Here is a 21,151-nt window from a genome sequence, read left to right on the forward strand (position 1 = left end):
TCATGCCACTAGAGGAAATTACCAATGGAGAATGGTTCACTGCCGATTTTCCCTCGCACATTGATGAAGCGCCCGTGATCGACCCGAGTGGCAAGATCGTGGCCAATTTTACGCAGGATGCTGAAATTACTATTCAGCAAAAATTTGATCGGGGTATCACACACCTGCAATACTTCTATGATTCAACCTTTGGAAAAGTACGCAAATGCTTTGTAATGCTGCCCGATGGCTTCGGTTCCTCTACTCCTTCAGATGCACAGATCAATGCCTTTGCCGATCAGGTAGCGACGCTCATTGAAGCACAGTCAGCAATTGGTGAACAGTTTTGTGAGGGAACAAATGCGATTTCTCTGGGTGATTATTATACGGTTGGGACGAAGTTCTATAGGCGTCTTTGTGAAAAGCTGGCCACGCGGGCTTTTATCAATAATTTTTTCGGCACCTACGATTCGGGGCTGGCCAATTTCTGCGGAGAGTTTTTTAATATTACCGGCATTACTTCCCGCAATCCGCTGCATGCACGTTTTACCGGTGCCTTAGCTTCTCAAGCGGGTGCGCGTAAGAAAGCGCAAAGCAACGATTTTGGAAATCCCGCTTCGCCTCAGGCGGATGATGGCTTCTATACATCCGGATTTCATGAATGGTGCAACAGCTTCACAATGGCCTTGTTTGCCAATGACGGTGACGTGACCGACTGGTTCATGTACTGGGTCTTTGAGATTCAGCGCAAGTATGCTGCCAAAACCGATGCCCGTACGGTGGTCTATACTTCTCCCTGGACGCAATCGGTGCTTACCCTTATCAATACTCATTCCCGTAATCCCGGCTGGTATCAGGAGGCTGAAGGCGGTTATTGGTTAATGCAAAATTGGCATGTCGTTCCCTTCGAAAGGATGCGCTGGATCGGTTTCTTCGGCTGCGCGCTGGCCGATGGTTGCTTCAGTTGGGAGTCGGGAGTTATTTGGTCGAAAAATAAGGCAAATCGTAAAAAATTGCCTACAGGCCCCGGCTATCCTTCGCTGCCCGTTTGGGTCAGCGAAGGCGGTGATGAACCCGATCTGCCACAATTTAATTCCGGCGCAACCGAATCCATGTATCCTCAATATCCTCAGTGCGGCAATGATGCCATGACAATGGGTGCTCAGCAGTTTGAAGCCATTGCAGATATCCTGTGGGCTTCGGATGGTTGGCATTACGTGCCACACACGGCAGACGGTGTGACAGTGGCCGTTCAAAAACCGGAAGATACCAGACTTTTTCGCCCCGGTGTACAGAATTGGAATCAGGATACGGTATTGCATTGGGCCAATGATCGCAAAGGACTGATGCTGGCCTGCCATGCGGGCAATCAATATGCCGCGGTTTATCTTAATTCCTATTTGACACCGGTCGTGAAGGAGGATATCGTCGGCACCTACAATGGCAAGACAATCACCCTGAATGATCGGGAAGGCGGCATTTTACACATCTGGAGAGGCACACTTTAATCTTTCAAAACCATGAACCTGACCAACAACGCAAGATACCGGGTACGTAACCTGGCTTTTTCAAAATACATCAAGCCGAACGCGGACGCTACTCCTCAGCTGGGCCATTACACCTACAATGCCAATGATATTCTCTTTGAATTCATTGCAGTGGAAACGGTGCTTTTGACCACTACTTACTATAAGCTCAAGAGCGACAGTAACAAGTATTGGACAGTGCCCAATACCGGCGACGGCCCGCTTACCCTGCAAAACGATCTCGGCTTGACCGACAATGCTTTTTTTCGGCAGTGTTTTCAATTGATCGAAGTAAGTGCGGGCGTAGTGATGCTTGCACCCAGGAGCGCACCCAATGCGCGCGTGCAGCTTGCCGGACCGTTGCCCGATGAAGGCCGTTATATTCAACTTTTTTCTTTTCAGGTAAACAGCTCCGCCGAACAGTTTGCCTTTGAATTGGTCAGCAGTCTGGAGGTGGTCGATAAGCCGGTGATCCGTAAACCTATCTATTCACATCATACTCAAGTTTTCGTCGAAAACATTGAAGCAGGTGCCAGCATACAGCTCCTGCGGGATGGTCTGGCCTTTGGGCCGCAGCGACCAAACAGTACCGCCGGTACTATCACCATTGAAATTCCGATCACAGGTCTTGCCAAAGGCGGAAATTTCAAGGCTGATGCATTTAAAACAGGGGAGTCGCCCACGGTAGCCGATACTGTTACGGTTGAGGAAGCTGCAATAATTGTGAAGGTAAAAGAACCTTCAGGGACGTTCACCTTCAATCTCGAAGTAGGCGAAGTGGTAAGCGGTACCACCACCGACAACGCACAGGCGCAACGCTTCAATCCCCCTAAAATTCTTCAATCCGGCCTTACCTCGCTGGGTGCTGCTGAGGCAGCGCGCGCTACGGCCAAATACACCAAAACCAAAACCTCTTAGCAATGAAAAAGCTTCTTTTCCTTCTCCTGTTCGCGTTTTCCTTTTTGTCACAGGCGCAGCTCAACAGCATTCCCATCATTGAGGAAGAAAAATTTAACAGCATTTCGCCTACGGCAAACCCGGTTGTTTTTGTCATTGGAAAAAACGGCTATCGGGGTACGATTTGGAAGCTGATTCCCAACGACCGACGCTCGCCGGAAAGCGATAGCATTCGTAAACATTCTTCCGGGTTGCGTTATCAACGGGTAACGCTGGCAGGAGCTGCATCCGATCCGAACAATGTGCAGATCTATCGGCCGACAAAAACCACTATGTATCCTGAAGGCACAGTGGCCGCGTGGATCAACAGTTACACCATCGGAGGCAGCAATATTTTCTGGAAAAACAATCGCTTAGGAGTTGGTACCAATGCGCCGGCTTATCCCTTAGACCTTTATGGAAATCTGCGCGTAAAGACCGGCGCCAATCAAAATTTTGTGGTTAAGTCTTACATTTCAGGATCGGCAGGCTTGAGTCTTTCCGCTGAAAACGATACAGCCGGAAGGGTTCCGGTCGAATATCACGGTTCGCAATTTGCCTTTTTGTACGGCTCCAATGTTTACTTTAATACCCTGACACCTACCGGGGAATACTTTGTCGTGAACGGTACGGTGTACCTGAAGAGTACAACAAAATTGGGCGGCAGTCTTTTTCCTGATGGCAACCTATCCGTAAGCATCGGTAATACAGCAGCAGCTTTCAACAATCTGTACATACGAAGGATATTAGGATCGGGCAGCAATGAACTTCAGATCAGCTCGCAATCAACGAATAATGTCAGTTTTTATACAAACAATAACAGCTCTCTGCGAATGACCATTCTGGGAGCCGGCGGCAATGTTGGCATCAATACCGCTTCTCCAACTTCCAAATTGGATATCGTCGGGGCTAACGGTTACAACCAGTTACGCCTTAGAACTGACTATACGCCAACGGACACATCGGACATTAACGGCAATGTCGGAGACTTCGCCAGTGATGATAATTACCTCTATAAAAAAACCGCTGCCGGTTGGAAGCGTATGGGAACATTCAGCACTTTTTAATTTTCGATAATGAAAGAAGTCAGTTTTTTTGAAGGACAGGGATTTGATCTCTACATAAAGGTCGAGAACTTCGATCTGTCTGATTTTGAATTTGCCGGCTTGCAGTTAAAAGTTTCTGCGGCTGCCAATAAAACATGGGAGTTCAAAAGCGACAATACCGGTGATTATATACTGGAGAAGATCAGTGCAGATACCTTTAAAGCGCATTTTAAGGGTTCCTATACCCGTGGCCGTGTGGGTCGCTCAGGCACTTCCTATCTGGCACAACTTGCCGTGTTCAATACGGGTGATGATCATACTCCTTTTAAGGCATTTACTGTGCAGATTGAGGCTGCTGTGAACGTTCAAAATCCGGTCGTTGAAGGTGAAGAAAATGCTTCAGGAGAAAGCCAACTCGTTACGATCAAGTATGTCAGCCCCTCAGCTCAGGTCATTGAGGTTGTTTCGGCAGTGTTGAGCCAACCAATGATTGATGCCATTGAAGGGGTCAAAAATACTGCCGTTACTACAATTGAAGGTTTGGTCGACGATGCAACGGCAGAAAAAACGGCAGCGGTCGCAGCACGAAATCAGGCACTGGGCTTTCGCAACGAAGCGGAAGATTTCAGGGACGAGGCGCTGATCAGCGAAGCTGGTGCGGAAAATCATGCCCTTGATGCCAATAATTCCAAAAATACCGCAACGGCGCAGGCAGGCATTGCGACAGCACAGGCAGGTATTGCCACAAACAAAGCAGGTGAAGCATTGACAAGTGCCGGCAACGCTCATACGAGCGAAATGAACGCCGGGTTAAGTCAAACGCAGGCACAGGCATATGCCGAAGCCATTCAGGCGCAGGTTCAACCTCCGCTTGCCTGGAACGCTTCCACCAATAGCCCTGCCCTTACGGCTGACTCATCTGCATATTCAGCAGGTACAGTGTTTATTGTTACTGCCGCCGGTAATGCCGGTTTTGCAGGCACCAATTTTGCTTCCGGACAAACCTTTCAGATAGGCGACCAACTCCGTAAAATCAATAATCAATGGTTTCGCGGGCCATTTGCGCTTGCCGATGGAACAGTTGCACAGGTAAAGCTGGAAAACCCACTGTCTAATTTTTTGTCGTTTGTACGGGGAATATTCAAAATTGACCTGTTCGGTAATTTTAACATTACTGATAAAAACGGTATTCCGGCTCTGCAAATCACAAAAACCGGGATCACAAAACTGAAGGAGCTTATTGTCAGAAATACGATCACTGCCAACAAGGTGAATGGCGTAAAATTCACCAATAATGACAATTTCTTTTTACTTCAGATTGACCCAAGAGGCTACGCGAATTTTAAAGCCGGAAAAGATGGCAAACTGTTCGCAATGGAAGTTCGTACCCCTAAACTCATTATCGGTACGGATTTAAGTCTGGAATCTGACGGTACAGGTGGATTTGCGGTAAAAAGTATATCAAGTGGAATAACGCTTGCAGGTATTGATAAAAGGGGTAAATTAAAAGTAAAGGACATTGAAGTTACGCCGAGCCTTAACGATCTGTACCCTTTTGCTATCAAAGACCCGAACGGAATTCTAGGTTATGGTTTTGACCGCCTGTTAAATCTTGTGGATAACAGGCCCTCCCCAACTCAAACCAATAAAAAGCTTTCAAGGCCACTGGCTAACATCAACCACCTTATTATTTACAGTCAATCGTTGGGCGTTGGCGGCAGCTCCACCCCACCGATCACCACAACACAGCTATACAATACCATTTGTTTTTCGGCAGGCCCAATCACTTGGGCACTTGACCCTACCGGTTCTGAAGCTGCCAAATATGCCGGCTTTATACCCTTCACTCAACCGGTACAGGAAACCCCGCTGGCCGGCTTAGTGGAAATGCTCATTCAACTGTTGACAGCAGAAAACGGATATACAGCCAATGATGATAATAAATTTCTGGTATCAGCACCGGGCAATGGAGGAATGAGCCTTGCACAACTCAGTAAAGGAACAACACATTACGCACATCTTATGAAGGATGTGGAGTATGGGCTTTTACGGGCAAATCAGGACAATAAGACGTACAATGTTCCTTTCCTGTTTTGGATGCAGGGAGAAGCCAATTTGTCAGACACGACGTATACGAACAATCTGTTTGCGCTTTTTAAGGACATTAACGCTGATATAAAAGCGAGAACCAAACAGCCGAACGATGTAATGTTTATCATTTATCAAACCGCAAGTTTTAACGCCGTATCCCAAACCGTTGCAACCCCAACCGTTGCCATTCAGCAACTCAATGCCGCACTGAACAAAAGCCATAAAAACATTTTTATGGCAGGGCCAATGTATCAATACACGTACAATGTGGACGGTATTCACCTGCCGGCCCTATCTTCCAAATTAGTGGGCGCATCGCTTGGTATTGCCGCGAAAAAGGTTTGGGACGGTATCGACTGGAAGCCGATCATTATACAAAACTATGTATTGCAGGGTGCTATTTTAGAGGTAGAGCTTCGCGTTCCGGTAGAACCTTTGGTACTGGATACTGTCACCATCAACAATCCCGGAAACTACGGTTTTTCGCTCGTTTCTTCAAGCGGCGCGGCCATCACCATCAACAGCGTTACGCTTACCGGCTCCAATCGTATTCGTATTGTGGCCGCAACCGCAATACTTGCCGGCTCCAAGTTAAGGTATGGTTTTAATGGCGTCTTGGGCGGCTCCGGACCAACAGGAGGCACAAGAGGCTGTGTAAGAGACTCCCAAAACGTCAATTTCAACCCCAACGGAACCAATTTCAGAATATACAATTGGATGCCGATAACCGAATATACAATCAACTAAACATTAAAAATATGGGATTTACAGTCACAATAGAAGGCGCTGATTTTAGCGGAAACGGCGAAGAAAGTGTTTTCGCGGCAGAAACATTTATCAGAAATGCGCAGATCACCGACGATATTATTAAAAATGCCTACCGACAACTTTACACCGATCTGGAAGCCGCAGGAGCGTTTCTAAAGTGTCAAGCCATTTATGCTTTTGGTGGCGGTACGGCGCTCTCCGATTCTATCAATCTGGTGTATCCTGCCTTGGGAATTTCTGCGCCTGCCTACCAAATCACTTGGCTAAACGACACTACCGGAGCGCACACGCGAGCCGGCTATATACCGGACGGTTTAACGGGCCGCGTCGCTAATACAAACTTTCCCATAAACGGGGATATTAACGGTTTTCACCTGCACGTTTTCAACAAAACAGCCTCCACCAATACCAATGCATTCTTGGCAGGTGCGCAGGCAAATGCAACAGGAAATGCGTTTTACATTGGTCTGCATCGGCGTGGAAATACCTTTACCAAAGGGGCTTTTTCGCCATACTCTGCCCCTTTTTATTTGGCGGCTCCCGGTGGCTATGACATTAATAAAACGGGTCTGCTTTCATTGGTCAGAACTACCGGTGGTGTAGAAAAACTGTACGATAACGGTGTTGTTATAGCACAAACTACGCGTTCCGATACTTGGCAAACCAATGGCAATACCCCTCTCTATGTGGGTGGACTTTCAACCGGTACAAGTAACCCTTCTGTCAATGCAGACTGTACAATCAGAGGCGCTATTGTTGGCTTTGCCCAACTGACCGATTCAGAAGTATTGGCCTACAAAGAAGCATTTGCCCGATTTGATACAGCAATGGCCTAATCATCCTACCTATTTCCCATTAACCCACCTTTACCAATGAAAAAGCTGTTTGATTTCTTCGAATATTTTGCCTCCAAACCTATGATTTTGGCTTCAACCCTACTGATCAGTTGGCTGAAAGCCGTTTTTGATCTGGTTGAAATTCACCTTTTTAATGATTGGGACGTACTTATTGCCCTATTGATCTTAGTTCATCTTGACACCTTTTTGGGATTTTGGAACGCAGTAAAAACCAAGCAGGTCAGCTCACGCGGTTTTTCAAAATATTTCGAAAAACTGGTACTCTATTTCTCTGCCTTAATTGTAATTCATGTTCTGTATAACCTGCCGTCAATGGCAGGGGCACAGGTTGTTTTGGGGTGGTTCAAAGCCTCTGCCCAATCGCTTATTGTAGTGCGTGAAGGTATCAGTGTATTAGAGCTTGTAGGTGCGATTCGTCCGGGGCTTATCAATCCCAATATTCTGTCATACCTGAAGAAATTCGATACGTCCGGTAAACTCAGTGACCTTCAAAACCCTAACCCTTAATAATCATGCTTTACTTATTGGCAGGACATACTATCATTGCCGGGAAGGGCACCGGCGCATTTGGCATTAATGGCTTCGATGAGGCCATTGAAGCCGCCCGGCTTCGTGATGATATAACGAAGCTCCTCCGTTCAAAAAACGTAGCGGTAATTAACGACGTAGACACTACACCGTTGCAAAAAGTAGTGATGTGGCTCAAGTCGCTGGTTAAGAAAAACGATAAGGTAATTGAAATGCACTTTAATGCCGGGCCTCCAACTGCGACAGGCGTAGAAGTCTATATTGATGATACACCGACCGGTGAAGAAGTAGTTTTTGCGCGGCAAATTGCCACGGCCATCAGCCGGGTACTGGGCATCAAACTGCGCGGCAATGCAGGCGTGAGACACGAATCGGAAAGCCAACACAGTAGCTTGGCCATCATTTCAGTACCATCGGCCGCGGTCAATGTGTTGGTCGAGGTTTGCTTTCTAACCAATAACGGCGACGTAGATTCTTATCGACGCAATTACAATTTGCTGGTGGAAGCACTGGCAGAAATCATTCAATAGCTCATGAAAACGAAACTCATCTTCGGCCTGATTGTGACCGTGTTCAGTATCATCATGATCATCATTGCCATAAAATCTTTTCAACTCAATCCCCCACCTAACCGAAAAGCTACCCTTGAAAACGTTCAAACCAACTCCGACGCTGTGGGCGCTGCTGTTATTGCTCGCTCTGATGCTGACACTACCGGGCTGTATAAGCTCGAAGCCTTCAAAAAGAGACTTGCAGCTGCAACATTACGCCGACAGCTTGACAGCCTCAAGAGCCTCCAAAATAAGTGACAGACAAGCGGCCATTGCGGCAGTTGACATGCTCAACGCCTGTGAATGCGCCCTTACCGACACTACTCAGGTTCTTCAGCGAACGCGTGAGAAAGCAAAAACCGATGCAAGATTGGCTCAAACGGGTGGTCTTATCACAGGTTCTTTGGGCATCACTATTATTTACTTAATTATCAATCTTTTTAAATAACATTTTCTACATGGCTATGTGACTGGAAACCCGTTCCGCTTTGTGGTGCGGGTTTCTTATTTTCCTTTTTGTAAGCAGGTCAGAATCCTACTATTGCGACATGATACGCATCACTCGCAACAATTCGGAACTCGAACTCTATCCCGATACAAGCTTTGATCTGGAGCTGAACAGTTGGCTTTTCAGTGATAGTGATACGTTGCTGGGCAGCTTCACGCATGAGTTCCGTTTTCCGCTCAGTCCTCTCAATATTGCCTTTCTGGAATACCGCCATTTGGCTGAGCAGCCCTATCGTGAAATTGAGGTTTTTGCAGTACTCAGCAATGCACTGACAATGAGCTGTAACCTTGCCTATGAGATTGAAGGCAAAGACGGTTTAGGCTTTCTCAAGTTTGAGCATGCCAAGGTAAACGCTCAGATCAAAAACGTAAAACTCAGTGAGCTGCTTACTGAGGTGGTGTATTTAGGAAGGAATCCGGCACAGGCCGCGAGCATTATGGAAGATATGGTCAGGGCAGAAATCGGCCATTATCCGATTGTATTTGGCCCGGTCTATAATCCTGAATTTGTAGAAAAAGATTTTATCTTGGAACGGGAGGATATTGAAGGTCTGCCGGCGTCTACTTTTATTCTTTACACTCGCAATGATACCATCAACCCTTGGGGCAAACGACAGGATGGAAGCCGTGGTTTTTTATACAATACGACAACTTCCTTTTTGGACAAAATCGGCCCGGTAAAGTTGAATGTGACGGCGATCAACGCGGGTATCATCAATGTTCCGTACGTTTTTATGGCGTACGTCCTTCAGCAAATAATGGATTATCTGGGTTTCGGCATTGAAAGCCAGTGGTTTTTTGATCCCGAAATTCAGTGCAGAGTTATCTACAATACACAGGCGCTGACAAGTTTTACTGAAACAACGCAGGCCAATCCGGTGATTTCGGTAAAAATAGCCGAGCACGTACCTGATATGACCATTGCGGAATATATCAAAGCCATCCGCAAATATTATGCGCTGAATATCGACTTTGATGCGCTGCGCGGCACGGTTTCCATTATTCCGTTCAAAACCATTGAGATCAGTAACGACTACGTTGATTGGAGAGAATACCAAACGTTAGACCCGGTGCGTATCGGCCGTCCGTCCGGGCAGGGTTGGAAAGTGAAGTTTGAGGAGGATAGTGCCGATAAGCTCTATAAAGAGTTGAATCCGGTGACTGAATTCCTGATCGGTGACGGTGAGCAAACCTATTCGGTACCGCTGGCCACGCTCCCCATGGTACGCCAAAAAAATGAAACTACCGGCGCGCTCTGGACCATTCCCAACAGCAAACAACCGGGCAATTTACGCGGTCGATTTTACGCAAAAAGTGAGAATTTCTCGGATACTTTTCCTCCTAAGAATGATATCAAACTCAGATTGCTTGCCTTCCGAGGGATGCAACCCGATCTGGAAGGAAATGTATATCCCCTGATTACATCGGAGATATACGATACCAAAGGCAATAAGGTTGGACTGCTGAGTGATAACCCGGAGCTGACCAACAGCGTGTATGCTCAATACATGAAACCGTACCTGTTTTTCAGGGATCAAAGCCGCCAAATTCAACAGACGTTGCTATTGCCCATTACCGCTTTGCAGGGATATAAACTTTCCAAAAAAGTAGGGTTGATGGGTGAAAACCGCGTGATGATGCGCCATTTGATTCAAAAGTTGGTGGTCGATCTCCCTGCTCAGGGAGGTTTCTTCCATGCCAAAGTGTATAGTTATGCACTGCTTCCGGGTCAACTCGGGACCATCGGCAATAATGTAATTTGGCTTGTAATCGAGTTTGTCAATCAACGTGATCAGAGCGAAGGTGCCATCTACCATGCCATTGCTGATGTGGTAATACGGGTATATGCCGACGATAAAAAAGAGAGAACTGCGGCCGTCAGTAATCTTCGAGTTTGGTTTGCAATGGAAAATGTACTGACCAAAGAGCGTACAGAATACCCCGTTGATGTGACCGGCAGTGAGCAGGTGGTATTGACCGACACGACGGTGATCTATGCCACCAACTACGATTTTCTGCCCAATACCACCAACGCCTACACGCCCAAACTGATCGCAAGTTCCACCTACTCAATTATCGAATAATGGCAAAGCAAACCGCCATCAAAGCCGATGGCCGCACAGTGCAGGCCGTCTGGAGACGCACAGCAAAGGAACGGAAGTTGGTCGGAACCCAAACTATTCCCGGCTTGGCTAATAATGAGCTTCCCTCCATCAGGCTCAGTGCCATGAATGAGGCCACGATGAAGCAATTCATGCCGATTTTCAGGGAGCGCCTCAAACGGAATTTGCAGGAACTGGGCATTGGCCATGAAGGTGATTTGGATGAAAGTATCCGTACCAAAATGGAGAAGTCGGCAGATGGGGTAACCGGTATCCTCAGTTTTAATTTCTACGGCCGGTTCACGGATTGGGGTGTTGGGAAGGGAACAAGTTTGCTGGAGCTGCAAACGGGCGTCGCGCTTCGGGCAGGCCGAATGAACAGCCGACGGAAACCAAAACCGTGGTTTGGCCCTCAGTTCGCGCACGAATTGGATCAGCTCCGGAAACTCGCCGCCGCCAATACACAGGAAGTATTGGCAGAATTGGCCGCTCAAATGAATGTAAAAGTCGAAATCAAGCTATAATCATGGCAAAGAATAACGGTACCAATACGTCCAAATCAATCATTCAGCTTGTCATTGATGGCAAAGGAGCCGAAACTTCCGTCAATCAGTTGGGGGGTGCGCTGAACCAAGTCAATAAGGAGCTGCGTGCCATGAAGGCCAATGACAGCGGCCGTGATGGCCTCATTGAACAAAAGCGTGCCATTTCAGCGGAGTATGAAAAGCAGAAAAAGCAAATTGGAGATATAAGAACCGGTTGGCAAAAATTCAGATCGGAATTTGTCACCATTGCCACGGGCGTAGTAGGAGGTAATCTGATCACGGCCATGAGCGAAAAATTGCTGATGTACTTGCCACAGCTCACAGCTCACAGCCTCAAACTGAAAGATGAGCTGTCCGACGTGGCTAAAAAGACTGACATGACCGACCGGGAAGTCAATAAGCTTAACAGTTCCATTAAAAAAATCAATACCCGAACGGCCACCTCAGAACTGCGCGAAATGGCGGGCGTTGGCGGGCAATTTGGCGTAGCGAAAAATCAGATCGAAGGGTTTGTTTCCGGGGCTGATAAAGTAAACGTGGCGCTGGGTGATCAGTTTGGCGGTGCTGAGGCCACAGCCGGCGCCGTACTGAAGCTGAGAAATATTTTCCAAAACTTAAAGTCTGATAACATTGAGCAGGATATGCTCAAAATAGGAAACGGACTGAACGTATTGGAGGCCGATGGCGCGGCGACCGGCGCAGGCATGGCAGATTTTTCGAGTCGTATCGGGGGAACGCTTATCCCTCTGAAAGTTACTGAAGCTCAGGTTTTAGGACTGTCGGCCACGCTCGAAGAACTGAACGTAACGGCTGAGCGTGGATCTACCGCTACGGTAGATATTTTCCAACGGATGCTTACCGAAACCGAGACGTTTGCCAAGGTAGCAGGTATCCCCCTGAAGGAATATAAAAAGCTGATTCAGGACGATATTTTCGGCGCATTCATGAAGTACCTGGAAGGACTCAAGAAAGTGGTGCCAAATCAGATCGAGTTTATGTCGGTACTGGAAAAATCAAAGCTGACAGGCTCTGGCGCGAGTGAAGTACTCTCAAAACTTGCCGCTAACTCCGAAATGCTTACCGGTAAGATTACCAAGGCAGGTACAGCGTTGCAAAATACCGACAGCATCATGGCAGAATTCCAGAAAAGGAATCACTCTCTTGCCTTGGGAATGAAGCAGCTATCGGAATGGTGGAACGGTCTGCTGTACAGTGATACTGCCCAAGGATTTGTTGAGGGGACAGTAGCCATGCTTACAGCAGTTATGGGCTTAAGAGATGAGATTGCAGAAGCTAGAGCAGAATTTGAAAAACAAAACTCAGCAATTAATCAACTCGACAGTGCCTTACCTCCCCTACTGAAAAAACATGCAGAGCTCTCGTTAGAGGTATTGACTACTGGAAAACGTCAAAAGGAATTGCATGATATTACCCAAAAAATAGCATCAATTGTCCCGCAGGCGGTAACGGCATGGGATGATTATGGCAATGCGATTGATGTTGACCGTGAGAAGTTGGAGCAATTTCTTATAGTTCAACGAAGGGCTTTTGAAGAGACAAAAAAGCAGACTGCAGAGAAAATAAGAATTGATATAGCAAACAAAAATAAACGTCTAACCGAAGTCAATGGGCAGATTAGGGACGGAATGACCGTTGAAGTGGAAGGGGATTATGGATTCAGACGAGATTTGTCGGCAGATGAAATCAATGAACTTCGAAAAGAGGCTGAAACCTTACAGAAGGAGCTAGGTAAATCTGAATTGGAATTTGCGCAATTGACGGGGATTATATCCCAGAAGGATATTGATCGCCATAATCGTTTAAATCGGCCCGAAAAAACACAGCCAACTGTCAATCCCAATAAGATTAAGTCGCCACTCGGTGACGAAGAAGACAAAAAACGCAAGAAAAAACAAACCTATGGCTATGAGGAATTGCAGGCTGCTAAAGATGCAGAAATCGAAGCCTATGCCGATCTGGATGAAAGAGTAGCCGAGGAACGCAAAAAGGGCCTTGCTAACCTTTTAAAAGATTTAGGTATTGAATATGATACTTATTATCTGAGTATTGAACAGAAAGCAGCGCAAGGCCTGCTTACTGAAGAGGAACTCGACCGCCTCAAAAAGGAGAAGAAAGTGGCCCAGCTTGGTGCAGAAATCATGTTTCGTCAACTGTATGATGAAGACACTCTAAGTTTAGAGCGGGAGTTGGCTCAGGCCGAAATTGATCTTGCTCAAGATACTGCAGATAAAAAAACCGAGATACTTAAAGCGTCGAAAAAAGCCGATGATGCTATTAAAAAGGAAGTGGGTGAGCTAAATGAAAAGCAGTTTACAGCCGAAAAACAAATAGCAGACAACAAAAGAGAACTCTGGCAGCAAGGAACTCAAGCATTGATGGGTATGGCCAAGCAACAATCAGGTATTTGGAAAGCCTTATTTCTGGTTCAAAAAGGTCTGGCTATTGCAGATATTATTGCCACTACCACCGTAGCCATCACCAAATACCAAGCAGCTTTAGCTAACTATTCATTAAGGTTGTCAGCATCAATGGGTGCTGATGTAGGAGCATGGGCAGGTTTGGCAGCGACGACGGCCCAAATTACGGCAGCTAAAACAAGTGCAGGGGTGAGTATTGCCAGTATAGCCGCGCAGGCTATACCTGTTTTTGCGGGACGTGAAGCGGGTGGATCTGCTCCAACATTGTCCGTCAATAAAGGAGAGGCCGCCGGGCGGGTGGATAGACCTACGCTTTTCGGACAAAGTGCATTTGTGGCAGGTGAGGGATTTCGTCCTGAATACATCATTCCCTGGCGCATGATGCAAGACCCTGTAGTTGCCAACATGGCCGGGATGATTGAAGATTTGCGGCCACGTTATTACTCATCGGCAGGCAATACACCACCATCACCATCGAAGGGAAAAAATGCAGGGCCCTTGATGAGTGATGCGCTGCTCATGCGTATGATAATAATTTTGGAAGGGATAGAGGAGAAATCTGAAAAGAAGATTGTCTTTAACAGGACTGAATTTGACCGGGAAGGAAATAGATTTAACTTTATCCGTGATGATACAAGTTCATAACCCTTAAACCTTTTACTAATGAAACGGCTTCTCTTTATGCTTTTAGGTATGCTTGCTATTACTGTGGGCTATAGTCAGGAATTGAGAGTAGACCCAGTGGCCAATACTATCAGTTATGAAGAAATAGTACCCGCTGATTCTCTATCTGCAATAACTATATTGAAATTGACTAAAAAATGGGCAGTGACTGTTTTTGGTGCAGGAAAAGACATGATTGATTATTATGACGAAGCCGATTCAACAATGATCATAAAGCCTGTTATCAAAATTACAACCAAATTATCAATGCCTGTAGGTTATGCGGTTAAAGAAGTTGTGAATCAATATAATTTCCATTATAAACTGGAGATTGAAACAAAAAAAGGCAGGTATCGGATTTATGCTAATGACTTTAACGGTGAATCAAAAGGGCCAAATGGTGAGAAGTTTACAGTTGAAAGTATATTTTATGATGAAGGAAAAGCAATAGCCGGACAAGCAAAATTGAAAGAAATGGTGCCTAAAAATGCCCAAAAGTATTTGCCTAATCTCAGGCTGGAGGATATGAAACAGGAAAAACTTGATTTACAAAATGAACTTGACAGAAACGTGAGAGATAGTTTTGAGAGCTTGAAAAAATATATAAGGTCTAGACCTAAAAAAGATTGGTAAACAAAAAAGCCCGCTACTAAGCGGGCTTTTTTGGCTCCAGTGCTTCAAGGCCCTTACGAAGTACTTCATAGTATAAGTCCTTTAGATTTACTTTTTCCCCCTTCTCTTGCCTATCCAGTTGGATTCGTTTGATTTTTGCGTGTATATCATCAGGGGTTTCTAGGTAAATCTTTGTGGTTGTCATGGTACATTATGGTTTGTTGTGACAAATATAAAAATAAGTCACAACATACCTTGTATATATGTTTGTAGTGTTTATATTTGTGACAAATATTTATATTAATAAATTTTTATCATAAATATAAACACTGACATGATGCAACAACATCAGATTTTAGAGTTCAATGGTCAGCAAGTAGAGTTTGATTTAAGCTCTGCAAACATCATGGTCAATGCCACTGAAATGGCAAAGATTTACAATGCAAGGATGAGTGATTTTTTTGCTAATGAAAGCACAAAACGTTTTATCGAAGCCTGTCTAAATAACGGGAATTCCCGTTATTTAGGTTTGGTAAAAGAGGAGAATTTGTACGTTTCTAAACAACGTTCTGGTACATGGATGCACCGTGTACTGGCTTTGAAATTTGCAGCATGGCTTGACCCTGCGTTTGAGCTTTGGGTTTATATCACCATTGATCAACTTATGTTTGGAACTACCCGCACCGACCTAAAGGAAAAAGCGGAAGCAGAAATACGACGGGAGCAACTACACCAAAAGTTGCTACAGGAAAATTCTGAATATGCTGAGATGATAGAGCTGCAATCAAAGGCCAGTGAGATGGGTAAGCGCATTAAGAAAAACATGAGAAGCCAACTCACGATTTTTGGCAAAGAGGAAAACTAAATAAAAAAGGGTAGCGTGTTCGAGACGCTACCCCCATGTTCAATCGATAGAAACCAATTAAAAACATGCAGGACAAAGATAAAGATAATTCAGAGCAAGCCCTTGCGGCCGAGGAAATTTTGATGAGATTTACAGCTTCGGCAATGCAGGAGGAGAGTTTAACTCAGAAGATACAAAGCCTTACTGAGCTTCAGGAAAAGGCTCAAAAAGACAAGCAACGCTACTATCTCATGTATGTAGCGGCATCAGGTAAGCCTCAAAGTTGATACCCACCTAAACAAGTGCCGGCCACCCAAATGGGTGGCCGTTTTTTATGACAGCAGGTTGATTTCTTTTCTAAGTCGTTCATTGTCTACGTGTACATAAATCATTGTCGTTTCTATTTTTGCATGACCGAGCAGTTTTTGCAGTACCTCCAAACGCCCGCCATGTCGGAGGAAACGCGTAGCAAAGGTGTGCCTCGCCCAGTGAAAGGTAACTTCCTTTTTGATATCCAATTTTGCGGCAATTTTTTTGAGCATTCGGTTCATAACCTGATCGGCCCGGGTTTCAACTAATCGCCCGCGTTTGGTAATTATCAGTTCCTTGGCCGGCGGACATAAAGGAATAATAACCTCTGTGATCATTTCACGAGATTGCTTTTGGGGCCTGAAAACAAGTAGATCCTGATTTACCTGTGACCATGATACCTGTTTTACATCTGAGATACGTAAACCTGTATAACAACTGAATAAAAACGCTCTTAATGTAGTGGCATCACCCTCTTCCAGTTGCCCTGAATAGTAATAGTTTTTCATCTTCATATACTCCTCTTCAGAAAGATGGTCTAAACGATTTCGGAGCTTTGGCATCTTGAAACCCTTAAAGGCATAGTCGAAGTGGTGACCGGCTTCTTTGGCAAGGTTCAGGTAGGTTCGAAAGTCTTTAAACTTATTCCAGACCGTATTGATTTCTAAATTTTCCTTATTGATGAGAAAAGCCTTATAATCTTCCAAAAACTTTTTATTAATCTCGGAAAACAGTAACTCCTTTTTAAATCGCTTCAAGGTTGTTAATGAGCTTTTTTGGGCGCTGGCCGAGCGCATCTTTACTCTTCCCTTTTCTTTTCTATCTGCTATCTCCTGCTCCCAAAAAGCAATGAAGTCAGCTCGGGAGTAGCTGTTTTTTAACTCCATTTTAAATCGTGGTACCGTTAGCTCTATACGTGAAAGCCTGGCCCAAATAAAGACTTCGTTGATCTCCCCTCTCAATCTGTCTATTTCCCGTTGGTAATCCTCATGAATTGCGTCTGTTTTGCTTTGGGGTATGATAGCTTCTTTACCGGCATCGAAACAGTCTATAGGCCAATAAAGATTCATGGGCACCGTGGTCTTTACGCGGTCGAGAATGATCTGAAAATAGAGTGCAGCAGTCCCGTTTGGTCGTGCACGCTGCTTGTTGATACAGAGCTTTACAGAGTACTTCATATTGAAACAATGTTGAAATAAGGGTTGAAAAATGAAGAAATTTCGAGATGTTGAAACAAAATGAAAACAAAAAACCCTCAAAACGGGCTGTTTTGAGGGTTTTTATAGATATGAAAGATGAATTTGTGATCCCGCTGGGATTCGAACCCAGGACCCATACATTAAAAGTGTATTGCTCTACCAGCTGAGCTACAGAATCGACTTTTTCAACAATTTTGCGGTTGTTCCCGTGAATTGTGGTGCAAAAGTAGGCGTATGGGTAATACGACGCAAGTAATCGCATGAAAAAAAATTGCATCAAAAACAGAACTTACCCTATATCAAGCAATTACGATTGAAATATTTTTTTATTTTTTTAAATCTATCCCCCCATAGCGTTAGAAATCAAATCAAAACTGCTTCTTTTGAAGAACGATTCATTAAACAATGGCCTTTCTCTCCGAGATAGTCTTTAAACACCACCTAATTCAATGAAACTTTTTCGTTTTGGTACTTTTGAACAGGAAAAACCGGGGGTAATTCTCCCTAACGGTCGCAAAATTGATGTATCCGCTTTCGGTCAGGATTATAATGAAGCCTTTTTTGGGAGCGACGGTATCAATCGTTTGGCCGAATGGCTAAAGACCAATGCCGATACTTGTCCGGAAGTATCTGACAGCATTCGCCTCGGCTCCTGCGTGGCTCGGCCGTCCAAAATTGTGTGTATAGGCCTGAATTACGCCAAACATGCCGCCGAATCGGGCGCACAAGTACCACCAGAGCCTGTTATTTTCTTTAAATCCACTACGGCACTCTGCGGCCCGTTCGATAACGTCATCATTCCCCGCAACTCCGTCAAGACCGACTGGGAGGTAGAATTAGCATTTGTGATCGGTAAAAAAGCAAGCTACGTCGACGAAGCCGATGCCATGGACTATGTGGGCGGTTATATTTTACACAATGATTATTCGGAACGCGAATTTCAGCTTGAACGCAGCGGTCAGTGGGTAAAAGGCAAAAGCAGCGATACATTTGCGCCTCTCGGCCCTTTTATGGCTACCAAAGACGAAATCACCGACCCACACAACTTACGCCTCTGGCTGAAAGTAAACGACGAAATGTTGCAGGATTCGAATACTGACGATATGGTTTTCAAAATTCCCAAACTTGTGAGTTATCTCAGCCAATTTATGACCCTCCTGCCCGGAGATGTTATTTCAACAGGTACGCCGTTTGGGGTAGGCCTTGGGTTCAAACCTCCCCGCTACCTTAAAGCAGGAGACGTGATCGAACTAGGCATTGACAACCTCGGCACCCAACGTCAGGTGGCGGTGGCTTACCAATAAACACAAAACACTTACCTTTATCGGGTGGTTAGGGACGATTTGGCTTTAACCACCCTCTTTCTTTTTTCGTTAACTTATTCAAATTCAACAAATGCGCTTCTTTCTGTGGTTTCTATTGTGCGGGGCAACGGTTTTTGCCCAAAAGAAAAACGAAGCCTACCAATACCACATTCGTGAAGCAAGTGCTCCTCTGAAAATCGACGGACTCGAAGGCGACGCGGCTTGGCAAACCACCGAAACCGCCAAAGATTTTTTTATGCTCACGCCGATGGACACCAGTTTGTCGCGCAGCAAAACGGAGGTAAAACTGTGTTATGACCAACACAATTTGTACATCTTAGCCATTAACTATAAACCCGTCAAGGGTACATTGGTGGTAGAATCGTTGAAGCGTGATTTTGCTTTTGGCAATAACGACAACTTTTTTGTTGTTCTGGATACCTTTGAGGACTTAACAAACGGCTTTTCATTTGGTGCCAGTGCCGCCGGTGCCTATTGGGACGGACAGGAATCGGATGGAACCATTATCAATCTCAACTGGGACAATAAATGGCATTGTGTAACCAAAAATTACGACGACCGTTGGGTCTGGGAAGCGGTTATTCCCTTTAAAACCATTCGGTATCGGCCCGATCAAATGCGTTGGGGGATAAATTTCAGCCGCTTGGAACTGACCATCAACGAAAAATCGGCATGGGCACCCGTTCCCCGGCAATTCCAATCTGCCAACCTCGGCTACGCCGGAGTATTGGTTTGGGATAAACCCCTTCCTCCTGCGGGCAAAAACATTTCGCTGATTCCGTACGCACTTACCAATGTCTCGAAAGATCACCTCAACAATAAGCCAACCGATTGGAAACCTGCCATTGGAGGAGATGCTAAAATTGCCCTTAATTCCTCGCTTAATCTTGACTTGACCGTTAATCCCGACTTCTCGCAAGTGGAAGTGGATGTGCAGCAAACCAATTTGGATCGTTTTGAACTGTTTTTCCCCGAACGGCGGCAATTCTTTTTAGAGAATGCAGACTTATTCGCCAGTTTTGGCTTTTCTACACTCCGCCCCTTTTTTTCGCGCCGTATTGGATTAGGAGTGCCGATTTTGTTTGGCGCACGGCTCAGCGGAAAGTTGGATAAAAATTGGCGAATTGGGGTATTGGACACTCAAACCCAAAAACAGGGCGATCTGCCGGCCCAAAACTTTGCGGTTGTTGCGTTACAACGCAAAGTATTCGCCCGTTCCAATGTCGGAATATTAATGGTCAATAAAGAATCCTTGGGTTATAATGAGCAAATTCATACCTCCGTAAATCAATACAACCGCAACATAGGTGCTGAATTCAATTTGGCTTCGGCCAACAACATCTGGACCGGCAAAGCCACGGTACTCAAATCATTCAGTCCGCGTATTTCAGGCAACGATGTTGCCATTTCAAGCCTTCTTAACTTCAATAAAGCCAATTTCTTTTGGCAATTACGACATGAGTTTGTGGGCGAAAATTACAATGCAGAAGTAGGCTACGTACCCAACGCGGCCCGCAAAGGCTACCAAATGGCCGTTCCGAACGTTGGTTATTTGTTCTTTGTCAAGTCCAACCTGTTGATCAGTCACGGGCCATTGATCCAATCGACCCTGTTTTGGAACAAGTCAAACCGTTTAACGGACAATGAAACGCTGCTCATTTACAATTTCAACTTCCGTAATCGAGCCATTGCCGATATTTGGGCAGGTTCGAGTTATGTAGAATTGTTGGCGCCTTTTGACCCAACAAATACCGGTCGCGAAAAACTGGCTACCGGCACTAAACACTCATGGAAGGCATGGGGAACGGATTTTATATCAAGCCCGCGCTCGCGCTTCACCTATTCCTTTAATACCCGTTACGGCGGTTTTTACGCAAACGGCACCCGCCTCAACCTGAAAACAACGCTCGGTTATCGTTTCCAACCGTATGTAGCAACCAAGTTTTCGGTGGATTACAACAACATCAAAGTACCGTACCTGAAAACGCCCGTTGAATTATGGCTCGTGGGGCCGCGCGTGGATGTTACGTTTACCAACAGCCTTTTCTGGACAACGTTTGTACAATACAACAGTCAGGCAAAAAATATCAACCTCAATACCCGTCTGCAATGGCGCTATAAGCCTGCCTCTGACCTGTTTATCGTTTATACTGACAACTATTTACCCGAAAATCTCATGGTTAAAAACCGGGCTGTTGTTCTGAAATTAACCTATTGGTGGAACGTGTAACCGCTTGGCAACAATTTTGGCATTTTTAATGGACTTTTCAGGAAAAAGAAAGTGTAAAATTATATCTTCATTGCCTTGATTCGACCCTTTCCTTT

At 45.4% G+C, this 21,151-nt stretch carries 17 protein-coding genes and 1 tRNA gene; 16 read left to right on the top strand and 2 right to left on the bottom strand.

Going from position 1 to position 21,151, the window contains the following annotated elements; genetic code table 11:
• Positions 1-2 precede the first annotated feature (2 nt).
• From ACQY73_RS07325 to ACQY73_RS07390, 14 genes are all read left to right on the top strand, one after another.
• The gene (locus tag ACQY73_RS07325) at positions 3-1,487 is read left to right on the top strand and encodes a hypothetical protein (RefSeq protein ID WP_428663536.1); all 1,485 of its coding nucleotides are present in this window, start codon (positions 3-5) and stop codon (positions 1,485-1,487) included.
• 12 nt (positions 1,488-1,499) lie between these two features.
• A complete protein-coding gene (locus tag ACQY73_RS07330) occupies positions 1,500-2,423 on the top strand; it encodes a hypothetical protein (protein WP_428663539.1) in 924 nt (307 codons plus the stop codon).
• A 2-nt stretch (positions 2,424-2,425) separates the two neighbouring features.
• Positions 2,426-3,508 carry a hypothetical protein gene (locus tag ACQY73_RS07335; protein WP_428663542.1) on the top strand — a complete coding sequence of 361 codons (1,083 nt, stop codon included), beginning with the start codon at positions 2,426-2,428 and terminating at the stop codon, positions 3,506-3,508.
• 9 nt (positions 3,509-3,517) lie between these two features.
• Entirely contained in the window at positions 3,518-6,325 is a 2,808-nt protein-coding gene (locus ACQY73_RS07340) for a hypothetical protein (RefSeq protein WP_428663544.1), read from the top strand.
• Positions 6,326-6,336: 11 nt separating this feature from the next.
• Positions 6,337-7,182 carry a hypothetical protein gene (locus ACQY73_RS07345; protein WP_428663547.1) on the top strand — a complete coding sequence of 282 codons (846 nt, stop codon included), beginning with the start codon at positions 6,337-6,339 and terminating at the stop codon, positions 7,180-7,182.
• Between the two features lie 36 nt (positions 7,183-7,218).
• Complete coding sequence (locus ACQY73_RS07350; RefSeq protein ID WP_428663550.1) at positions 7,219-7,710, top strand: phage holin family protein; 492 nt, start codon at positions 7,219-7,221, stop codon at positions 7,708-7,710.
• A gap of 5 nt (positions 7,711-7,715) precedes the next feature.
• Entirely contained in the window at positions 7,716-8,261 is a 546-nt protein-coding gene (locus ACQY73_RS07355; protein WP_428663553.1) for an N-acetylmuramoyl-L-alanine amidase, read from the top strand.
• A gap of 115 nt (positions 8,262-8,376) precedes the next feature.
• Positions 8,377-8,730, top strand: a complete 354-nt coding sequence (locus tag ACQY73_RS07360; protein ID WP_428663556.1) for a hypothetical protein — start codon at positions 8,377-8,379, stop codon at positions 8,728-8,730.
• Between the two features lie 100 nt (positions 8,731-8,830).
• Positions 8,831-10,873 carry a hypothetical protein gene (locus ACQY73_RS07365; protein WP_428663559.1) on the top strand — a complete coding sequence of 681 codons (2,043 nt, stop codon included), beginning with the start codon at positions 8,831-8,833 and terminating at the stop codon, positions 10,871-10,873.
• Entirely contained in the window at positions 10,873-11,415 is a 543-nt protein-coding gene (locus tag ACQY73_RS07370) for a hypothetical protein (RefSeq protein WP_428663562.1), read from the top strand. The genes ACQY73_RS07365 and ACQY73_RS07370 overlap by 1 nt, the downstream gene beginning before the upstream one ends.
• A 2-nt stretch (positions 11,416-11,417) precedes the next feature.
• Positions 11,418-14,519, top strand: coding sequence for a phage tail tape measure protein (locus ACQY73_RS07375; protein ID WP_428663565.1), 3,102 nt, complete (start codon positions 11,418-11,420; stop codon positions 14,517-14,519).
• A gap of 18 nt (positions 14,520-14,537) precedes the next feature.
• Complete coding sequence (locus tag ACQY73_RS07380; RefSeq protein WP_428663568.1) at positions 14,538-15,170, top strand: DUF4468 domain-containing protein; 633 nt, start codon at positions 14,538-14,540, stop codon at positions 15,168-15,170.
• Positions 15,171-15,483: 313 nt separating this feature from the next.
• On the top strand, positions 15,484-16,014 hold the full coding sequence (locus tag ACQY73_RS07385; RefSeq protein ID WP_428663571.1) for a KilA-N domain-containing protein: 531 nt from the start codon (positions 15,484-15,486) through the stop codon (positions 16,012-16,014).
• Positions 16,015-16,079: 65 nt separating this feature from the next.
• Entirely contained in the window at positions 16,080-16,280 is a 201-nt protein-coding gene (locus ACQY73_RS07390) for a hypothetical protein (protein WP_428663573.1), read from the top strand.
• Positions 16,281-16,325: 45 nt separating this feature from the next.
• On the opposite strand, the gene ACQY73_RS07395 is transcribed toward ACQY73_RS07390, so the two are convergent.
• Both ACQY73_RS07395 and ACQY73_RS07400 read right to left on the bottom strand, forming a co-directional pair.
• Positions 16,326-17,480 (bottom strand): tyrosine-type recombinase/integrase, encoded by a 1,155-nt coding sequence (locus ACQY73_RS07395; RefSeq protein WP_428663576.1) that lies wholly within the window; start codon positions 17,478-17,480, stop codon positions 16,326-16,328.
• 126 nt (positions 17,481-17,606) lie between these two features.
• Positions 17,607-17,679, bottom strand: a tRNA-Lys gene (locus ACQY73_RS07400).
• Between the two features lie 271 nt (positions 17,680-17,950).
• Here ACQY73_RS07400 and ACQY73_RS07405 point away from each other — a divergent pair.
• Both ACQY73_RS07405 and ACQY73_RS07410 read left to right on the top strand, forming a co-directional pair.
• Entirely contained in the window at positions 17,951-18,805 is an 855-nt protein-coding gene (locus ACQY73_RS07405; RefSeq protein ID WP_428663579.1) for a fumarylacetoacetate hydrolase family protein, read from the top strand.
• Between the two features lie 91 nt (positions 18,806-18,896).
• Positions 18,897-21,056 carry a DUF5916 domain-containing protein gene (locus ACQY73_RS07410; RefSeq protein WP_428663581.1) on the top strand — a complete coding sequence of 720 codons (2,160 nt, stop codon included), beginning with the start codon at positions 18,897-18,899 and terminating at the stop codon, positions 21,054-21,056.
• Positions 21,057-21,151: the final 95 nt, after the last annotated feature.

Origin of the sequence: Runella sp. (assembly GCF_965279615.1) — a bacterium.
Lineage (GTDB): Bacteria > Bacteroidota > Bacteroidia > Cytophagales > Spirosomataceae > Runella.